This window comes from [Flexibacter] sp. ATCC 35103 (assembly GCF_001975985.1).
Classification (GTDB): Bacteria; Bacteroidota; Bacteroidia; order Flavobacteriales; family Flavobacteriaceae; genus Flavobacterium.
The window spans coordinates 70,772-80,652 of sequence record NZ_MTQF01000014.1; the positions used below are offsets into that span (position 1 = coordinate 70,772).

The following is a 9,881-nucleotide window of genomic DNA, read 5'->3' on the forward strand; positions in this document are numbered from 1 at the left end:
AGATTTTTCCAGTTGTGGTTACGCAGCTGCCTGAAGCTCCAAAAATAAGAATATTTATTGCCTTGTGTTTTTAAAGTCTTGATTTATTGTGTCTTGAAGATTTTTTTCTAATAAAAGATAATTATATATTAATAATTTGATGATGTTTAGTTTTTATCAAATTGTAATATTTGTTCAATCAAATTCTCAATGAGATTAAAGGAAGTAAAATCATGAACAAGTTGTGAATTGCTTTCAAAATTGTATTTTTTACTTATAATTCCACGTATCGAGTCAATATTTGATGTCGTGGTAATTATATGTTTTAAAAGAAATCTGTATAAGGATTGCAATACAGCTATTTAATGTTTTTGTTTAAACAGTTTTTTTTCATAAAATAGTTCCATCATTCCAAATTGTTCCTCTGTGATTTCCAGGCTCATTTTTAGTACTAAATAATATGGATTACCGAAGAAGAGTATTCTTTTTATCCTAATTAATATTCTCCTATTTGCACAATTTGACCTAAATGATTAATTCTGACTTTGACAATGTTTGATAATTCTTTTGGACTTCTAATCCTTTTGTAAGAGATGTTATTTAATTCACTATTGTCTAATAATTGAGTTTCCAGATGATGCCTGAAATTATAATCTTTTGTACCCAATTTTTGTACTCTGAATAGATGTGGACTAATCAAAGAATAATTCCTTTTATTTAAAAGATCAATTTCCTGTGGATTAAATCCATCAGAAGGAAATATAAAATATTCATTATGTTTCAATGAGAATACAAATTCCCAGCCTTCCGTTTTTTTAAATTCTTTATCAATAGTTGACAATCCTAAATTATTTTGGATAACAGCTTCATAAAAAGAAACAGTTTTTTCTTGTAAATTTCCTTGTGTATCTCTGTAAATAGCAACATGATGATTATTTCCTGTACTTACAAAATCGACCGGAATCGGGTTCCCTTTATCATCTAAAATTTCAGTACCCAAATTATCTTTCTTTGTATGTAAAGCCTGAGCATTGCTTATGCCTCTAATAGTCACTTTTTTTATTGGAATTCTTTTTTCTTTATTTTGCCAAATTGGACTTTCATCTAAATTGATAAAAGCTTTTTTAGAATCTCCACCAAATTCTTTCAAACGACTTTGAAGTATTGATCTTAAACCAATATCTATGACTTTATCAATTTTTAAATCCGGATTAACATCTTTTCGGATAGTATAATCTGGTTCGAGCCAGACTAATTTTAGCTTTTCAGGTAATTCAATAGTTTTTTGGGAGTCTGTATATATTGGATTTTTGGAGATTGAATTTTCTCTTGAAAAAGCTTTTTTAGGATCATTTTCATTTTCTGCCAAACGATCTAATAAAGCTTCTCTATATTGTTTTTTCGTAACCCTATTAATTAATTCAACTGTAAAATTAATACCTACTTTTTCCTCTTTTGTAACATATTGCTGCACCTTACCATAAACGGTTTCTTTGTGCAATTGTCCGCGTGGGGTGAGTTGAATTTTCTTATTTGTTCCACCACTTTTTTTAGTGATATTTTTATTTTTGGTTACTACTTTATTTTTTGATTTGTAGGAAATCAATATGCTTTCGAGTTGTTTTTTTGTTTCTTCCCTAAAATTAGGTATTGGTTCTATAAATCGAAGTTTATTATTTTTATCCCTTCTTAAATATTTTGTTTCAATTTTAAAAATAGAATCTGCTTTTTTATCACCTTGCGTTTTTGCATTTAAATTGTTTAAGTATTTAATATATGCGGGATTAGAAAAAGCAACTATTATAGCATCCATAGCGTGATGACGATGGTCATTTCGTTTTGTCCAATCTTTAATCCTGTACAAGCGTTCTCCGCTATTACCTTTTTCAATATTAGTCAAACCCAATTGATTGTATTTTTTCCAATTGAGTTCTTTCATAACATCAATCAATTCCCAGTCTTTGCGAAGTTTATCAGTTACACTTTCAGTAGTTAAGGTTACATTTCTGGCAATTTCCAATAAGATTTCCTTGACTTTTTTGGCTATATATTGTGTCTCTCTTAATTGGCGCTCTATAAAACCCTCAGGAATTTCATTATCTGCAATTAAGAGTTTGCTCTGTTTTGTTTTGGTGATTTTTCCAAATAAATTCTGTACTCTTTTTTCGAATTGATCAAATTCTTCATCAGATAATTTTTCCTTTAAAAAAGAGTAGGCTGTTTTATTGCTTTTATCAATATTTAATTGACGTTCGCAAATAGTTTTGTTCGAAAAACTATTGTCAAATAAACGTGATTTTGGAATGATATGTTCGATATCATAATCTTTTGTAAATAATTTTGATGGTTCTATTGTTTTCCCTGTATATAATGAAATTCCATCACACTCTTTCCAAAGCTTATAACGTGTAATGTCATTTCTGGTTACCCGATGAATTCCAAAATCGTTATATAATAACTTCCTGACTTGCTCATGTTCTAAAGTATCCTTATTGATAGCTTTTGTTATTTCGCTTCGTTGTTCATTATTGTTTTTCAACTCACGAGCTATTTCTATACGAATTTCATCAGGTTTTCCTAATGTATGATCCTTTAAAATAGCATTAATGAGGTTAATCATTTGGTTAAGTATCTTTTCTACTACAGGGTTTCTTAGACTATTTTTTTTAAGCAATTCCAATGTGTCTTTTAGAATTCTATCATTATTCTGTTCTTTTGTTAAAGATGTTGAATGATTATATCCGGATAACATGCATGCTTTGTCATAAATATGTCCGTCAATTAAATGAGGTAAGATTTTTTTAACAGCTTTAGCGCTCAAATTACCATAATCTGCTTGTAGCTTTATATTTAAGAGAAATGGAGTGTGATTTTCTTTAAAGCCAAACTTATTCATCAGGCTTTTTTTTAAAAAATAATCATCTTCTGCAGCATATAGTAAATGCCAAAACTGGTAGTAGGGCTGTTTGTCGAAATCATTCCCTTGAATAGTTGTGTCAAAATCAAGAATATCAGTATTTATTTCTAAATTAGAAAATGCAGTTTTAATGATTTTATTTATTTCAGATACTTCTAATCTCGAAAAGTCTAATTCATCATAACCTTCGAGAATTAGAATTTTTTCAAACGCTTTATAAATCGCTATATGAGTTCTGTTTCCTTCAATTTTTTTTAAATTAACAGTATGTTTTTCCTTTTTTAGCTCACAAAAAGATAATATTTGTGATTCAGTCATGCTCTCTTTGAATAATAGTTGCTGAGCAATGATTTTTTTTAAGTCTTCATCTAAAAGAAAAGCTTCCTTTGTAGTTTCATTTTTAACAACAATATTATTTAAGTTCTGCCAAATTCTAAATTCCTGAAATAAAGGAGATGATTTTGGAATCGCTTTATGTCCTTTTTCAAATTCGCAAAAACTTACTAAATGTTTTTGAGATCTTAATTTTCGTTGATAGAAAATTGTGATGTCCCGAACTTCTATTTTTAATTTGTTATTTAATTCTGGATGAAATTGAGTTTGTGTTTCCCAAATTTTTTCAAATTCATCTAAATAATCCTGACGATAGAACACTTGATTTTTAAGTTTGGAATGTGAATTTTTTTCAAGTTGCTTATATTGAAATTGCCCAACAGTTTGCTGATTGAAATACAATTCTTTGCTTCTGTCACTAATAGCGCCAAGATAGCTGCTGGACTGATTAATTTGATTATTGATTTCAGTAATGATAATTGCCAGAATTTTTAAATCGAGTGCCTTGGTCAAAGCCTCATTTCTCCATTTGTAATTTTGTAATTTGGTTTCCTCTCTATTGCCTTTATTTTCTGAAAGTTCAATTTTTAATGTTTTTGAAAGATGTTGAGAAGTCTGCATTTTTGATTTTCCCCTAATATCTTCCAGAAGTTTTTTATTTATATGTTCCGAATGAAATTGATGCTGAAAATGAATGATTTTTTCTAATTCCTTTTGTAAATCTGAGCGATAAAAATCAGGAATAAATTTACTTCCTTTTGATAATGAATTAAAAATCCATTGACCAGGAGTAAGGTTATTTTCAAAAATTTCTTTCGCTATTTTCATTCCATCTATTGAATCTCCTTCTTCTGTAGTCTTAGCTTTTCGACTACTTTTATAACCTCTTTTTTTATTAAGCATCAACAAAACCTGAACTAGTTCATCTTTAGAGACTTGTTCGACTGCTGCTTTTGCCCTTAATTGATATGAGGAGAAAGTATTTGATTTTCCTGTCTCAGCATAAACAAAATCATTATAAATAAAATTTATTTTATTGAAAGTCTCTAATAATGCATCTCTTCTTTGTTTAAAACGCTGCAGGCTTCGTCTTGCTGCGCGTTTTACTGTTCTATCAGCATTTATAGAAATAGTATTTCCTTTTTTAAAGTCAGCTTCTTCATCACTAGTAAGCGGTATAATACGAACACCTGAATTTATTATTGATGATATCTCATCATTATTTTCTGCTTCATGTATATATGCCCAGCCGATAGAAGTTGTTCCTAAGTCTAATCCTAATATTTTTTTCATCATTAAAAATTAACTTCTCAATAAGTAAAAGATGATTATTGATTTACGTAATATCATGGTTAATTAGTCGATTTTATTGTATTATTGCATTACAATTTTGAAGCAATTCACAATAAGGATTATTCCGTTGTGAAAACATTCAAAGCGGCCTCAAGGGGTCGCTTTTTTTATGATGTTTAGTTTATTATTGAACGTGATTTAGTTTAGACTAATCGAAGTACCAGAAGAATATATATTACAAAAAAACGGCATTAAACTAAAAGTCAATGCCGTTTTTATATTTATCTTTTGTATTACTTATAACCTAAATATTAATTACCAAATGTGTATCTAAGTGTAAATTGCGCTTGCCAAACATCAGATGTTGATGAATTTTTTTGGTAAGTATTTTTAATTAAATATCTTGTTCCATCCGGATCTGTTTGTGTAGCAATTGTATAAATTGGCACGTTACCCGTTGTTGCAGAAGAGAAAGCTAAAACGTTTGGATTTGTAGCTCTTTGTGAAATTCCCCAATCTTTATTGATCATGTTTGTAAAGTTAAGAATATCAGCTCTAAATTGGAAGCTGTTCTTTTTACCTTTAATTTTGATGTATATATCCTGAGTAACAGATAAATCTAATCTGTGTAACATTGGTAAAGTAGACTCATTTCTCTGAACGTATTGTCCTCTTCTTGTACGAAGGTATTTGTCCTGATTAATATAAGCATCAAATGCGGCTCTTTGTTCATCTTCTGTATAAATTTTTGTAGTAACAGGACCACCTATAGGAGAACTTGTTACTGAAAGAGGAGCAAAACGAAGTTCTGAAGCGCTGTTTGGTACATATAGTAAATCATTACCATTAACTCTGTCTCCATTCATATCTCCACTATATGCGTAAGTAAATGGGCTGGCTTGTTCACCAATATAACCTAAGTTGATAGAAGTTGCACCTCCAAGAGTTTTACCATATTCAATTCTGTACCCGATAACTCCAACCAAACGATTTGGTGTATTGTTATTTGAATTAGAAACTTCAAGGTTGTTATTTCCGTTTACAGATCTTGCACTTGTCCATGAACCTGAAGCAACTGATCCTGGAGACATTAAGTCTGTAGCGTTAGAGTGTGTATAGGCGAATGATCCCCAAAGACCTTTTTGGTAAGGATATTCTAATTTAAAAGTTGTAGAATAAAAATATCCGTCATCAGTATTTGCTAAAACGATACCATTTGAAACGTTATCATTTACACGTGTTCCGTTATCATTACGTGAATATCTTGGTCTGCTGTCAGTACCACTAAATGTTCCAACAGGACCATCAAAGTTAGCATTGTAATAATTGATAGCATTGATATTCTTCTGAAGTATTCCTTCAGCTGTAAATGTAAATCCAAAAGGAAGTTTTTGATCTACTGCCATTGTAGTTTTCCAAACCTGAGGAGATTTGAATTTTTTCTCATTAAATGACAAGTCAAAAGTTGACGGAGCTGTTGGTGTAGCCGGAGTAAAGTATTTTGACGGATTTGCTGTAAAACCATATCCTCCTGCCACTAAAGCAGCACCACTAACATCTACAACACCTGTAAGAACACCGTTGTTTCCAATTTGATTTGATAAATATACACCTGGAGATCTACCAGTAAATATTCCTGAACCTCCACGAACAATTGTTGATGCATCTCCGTTTAAGTCAAGGTTGAAACCAACTCTTGGTTCGAATAAGATTGCTGCATCCGGCATTGTACCAGTGTTGAATTTTTCGCCATTAGCAAAAGTCATAGCTGTAACTGTAGGGTTTTCTAATGCTGTATCAGCATACCAAACTCTTGAAGCTCTTAAACCAACAGTTAATTTAAATTTGTCGCTTAATTTCATTTCATCCTGAGCATACAAATCTAATTTGTTAGATTTTAGTATTTGCATTGGTTCAGCACCTCCCGGTAAAGCCGAATATTTGTACTGGAAACGAGCAGGAGAAGTAAGAGTTACACTTGATGGAGCACCACCATTTGCTAAAGATTGATTTGCAGCAGTATAAAAATCAGCTAAAGAGTTAAAAACGTAAACCCCGTTTGAACCTGAGAAGAATAAGTTGCTAGATTTGAAATATTCAAAGTTTGCACCAAATACTAAAGAGTGTTTTCCGATAGTTTTCGTTAAATTATCTGTAAAGTGAAGTGTTGAGTAAGAAAGTTTGTTTCCTTGAGTAAAAGGATCTAAACCAACAGAAATATAAGTAGCAGCACCTTGTTTGATATCAATTGTAGGGAATAAACCGCCACCAATTAAACCTCTGTCTTCAATTTGTTTGTCATAACCTCCAATAAAGTTATTGTACCATGAATTGCTTAATTTACTGTTCAATTCTAATACGATAGATCTTGTGTTATCTAAAATAGTATATCCACTATTTTGAAAAGACATTGCTAATCCGCTATTTGTTCTGTTACCAAAACCTAATGAGTTAGAGTTAGAAGTTAACTGATCAGAAGAGGAATCGTGATATACATAACGAGCTGTAAGCTTATGGTTGTCGTTGATATTCCAGTCAATTCTGGTCAAGAATTTTTTTGATTCTTTTGATGAATCATAGTTTTCCCATGGACCTGTAGTGTAACCAAATTTCTCCTGCATGAAGTTAGAAAGAGTCTGCATTTCTGTGTATGTCGGAAGAGAATTCTGACCACTTGGATTTGGAGAACCTGTAGAAGTAAAGTTCGTAGCAGGGCTTGTATTGTCAATAGTTTCAAAGTTTCCAAAGAAGAATAATTTATCCTTGATAATTGGTGCTCCAAATCGGGCTCCTAATATCTTTTCTTCAAATTTACCTGGTTTGATTGTTACATCACCGGCATGTGTACCAATAAAATCTTTTTTATTGCTTCTTGTAGAAGTATAAACAGATCCTTCAAATTCATTTGTTCCACTTCTTGTTACAGCGTTGATACCTGAACCTAAAAATCCGGATTGACGAATATCATAAGGAGCAATATTTACCTGTAATTGTTCGATTGCATCTAATGAAATTGCAGTAGACCCAGTTCTACCTCCAGCTTGTGAATCTGATCCCAGACCAAATCCGTTGTTGAATACAGAACCATCAATTGTAAAGTTGTTTAATCTTGAATCCTGACCACCAAAAGTTCCGTTTGCTCCGGCATTGGCATTATATTTTGTAACAGAGTTAATGGAACGAGCCCCTAATACTGGAACTGCAACAATTTCTCTATTTGAAAACTGTTGCGAAGCACCAGTTCTTCCTTTATTAAAATTTCCTTTTGATTTAGTTGAAACTACAACTTCTTGAAGAGCATTTTGTTCTTCGTCTATTTTAACATTTACAGTAACGTTATTACCTAAACCAATATTAATATCAGTTATTTCTGTTGTTTTGTAGCCAATATAGGTTACTTTAATAGTGTAAGGACCTCCAGGTCTTAATCCTTGTGCAGCATATCCACCATCAAAATCAGTTGTAGAAAAATACTTTGTTCCGGTTGGCTTGTGAACAATTTCAACAGTTGCCCCAGGAAGAGCTTCTCCCTTGTTTGATCTAACATTCCCTGACATAGCTGAGCTCGTTACCTGAGCATGACCTAGGGCTGATAGAAAAATAATCAAAATAAAAATAATTTTTTTCATTTTTTGTCTTTTGTTACAGTTTAGTTTTTGGCAAAATTATAACAATTAAAAGCTGCAATGTTAACGTATTATTAACAAAATGTATTTATTGCTAACGAATTGCTATTATTTTTTCTTGGAGCTTTTATGATATTTTTTTTTATTGAAGTGAATGTTTAATGTTTCTTTAATTTGTTTTATTCAACCTATTAAATTATAAAATGAGATTTTCTTTTTTCTAAATAAAAACAGGTATTTATACTGGGATACTTTGCTAATAAATAGTTACTTTTCAGTTTTTAAATTTTAAAAATAAGGTAGTGAAAATGACTTAATTTAACTTTTTTAGTAAAAAATATCGTTATCAAGCCAGAAGGTACTAGAAAGAAGAAACATTATTTTAAAAACAAACAACAAATCAAAAATGAACATAAATATCAAAATAGTAGTTGTAATACTTATATCTTTTAATTTAATAAGTTGCAATAATTCAAAAAGCGAAAAAGAACTAGAACTTAAAGAGAAAGAATTAGAACTTAAAGAGAAGGAATTGTCTATAAAAGAAATGCAAATTAGTAGACATAAAATATCAACCAATGATGCAGTAAGACTTGCAGAAAAGCAATTCGAAAATTATTTACCTAAAATTTTAAAATCGCACGATGCAACACTTGATATTCAGGAATCATATACAGGAGACTTTACGGGTGATGGCATTGAAGATGTTGTAATATACTTTTCTCTTTCTCCAAGCGGTGGAGGAAATGCGCTTGTTGGGCAGGGTTTAACACTCTATCAAAATAATGGATATGATGTGAAGGTCATTGCTGGATATGAACCTGATAATTTGTTTCAATTTGACAAAATCAGTAACGGTAAGATTTATGTTGAAAAATTAGAGTACGCAGAAAATGACGGTCATTGTTGTCCTTCAATACAGACAGAGCATATGCTTACAATTTCAGGAAGTAATGTGTACTAATTTTTAAACATATATATAATAAAGAATACGATAACGGATTTGTGCAATAAATTAATGGAAAGGTGTTTTGTTTAATACATTAGAACCTAATCTTGGGATATCTTATGATTGTTGACTTTTTACTTTTTCTAAAAGCACTATTTTTCTTGACAACAGGGTAATTATATTTATGAATTTCATAAAAAGCAGTTTTTTTGGAATGCTTATTTTGTTGAAAATACAGTAAAATAAGAAAAATATTATATTTTGTATTTTTATATTGAAGTCTAAAATTGCTGTTATCAGAAAGTTAAGAAAAAGTTTCGAAAAAGATGGAATAAACTCTTTGAAAATCCTTGCAGATCTCAATAAAGGTTGTACTTTTGCACCCGCTTTGCAACACAAGCGAAACAAAATTGAAACACGTTCGTAGACATATTGAATTGACAGCCGTTTTAGCAGAGATGTTAAAACAAAAGAATAAAGAGTAAGATAATCGAGAGATTTAAAAGAACCGATAGAGACTGATTCGAATAACAATACGATCTTGAGTGATTAAGATCAACAATATACGATGAAGAGTTTGATCCTGGCTCAGGATGAACGCTAGCGGCAGGCTTAACACATGCAAGTCGAGGGGTAGGGTTCTTCGGAACCTGAGACCGGCGCACGGGTGCGTAACGCGTATGCAATCTACCTTTTACAGAGGGATAGCCCAGAGAAATTTGGATTAATACCTCATAGCATAGCAGTTTCGCATGAAACCACTATTAAAGTCACAACGGTAAAA

3 protein-coding genes and 1 rRNA gene are annotated in these 9,881 nt (G+C 31.1%); 2 read left to right on the plus strand and 2 right to left on the minus strand.

Annotated elements, in window-relative coordinates:
- Positions 1-475: 475 nt before the first annotated feature.
- The gene (cas9, locus tag BXU01_RS22170) at positions 476-4,522 is read right to left on the minus strand and encodes a type II CRISPR RNA-guided endonuclease Cas9 (RefSeq protein ID WP_083695730.1); all 4,047 of its coding nucleotides are present in this window, start codon (positions 4,520-4,522) and stop codon (positions 476-478) included.
- Between the two features lie 311 nt (positions 4,523-4,833).
- Positions 4,834-8,151, minus strand: coding sequence for a TonB-dependent receptor (locus BXU01_RS22175; RefSeq protein WP_083695732.1), 3,318 nt, complete (start codon positions 8,149-8,151; stop codon positions 4,834-4,836).
- Between the two features lie 403 nt (positions 8,152-8,554).
- Between BXU01_RS22175 and BXU01_RS22180 the strand changes: the two genes are divergently transcribed.
- Both BXU01_RS22180 and BXU01_RS22185 read left to right on the plus strand, forming a co-directional pair.
- The gene (locus tag BXU01_RS22180; RefSeq protein WP_083695734.1) at positions 8,555-9,112 is read left to right on the plus strand and encodes a hypothetical protein; all 558 of its coding nucleotides are present in this window, start codon (positions 8,555-8,557) and stop codon (positions 9,110-9,112) included.
- A 550-nt stretch (positions 9,113-9,662) separates the two neighbouring features.
- Positions 9,663-9,881 (plus strand): 16S ribosomal RNA (locus BXU01_RS22185); the annotation flags it as partial.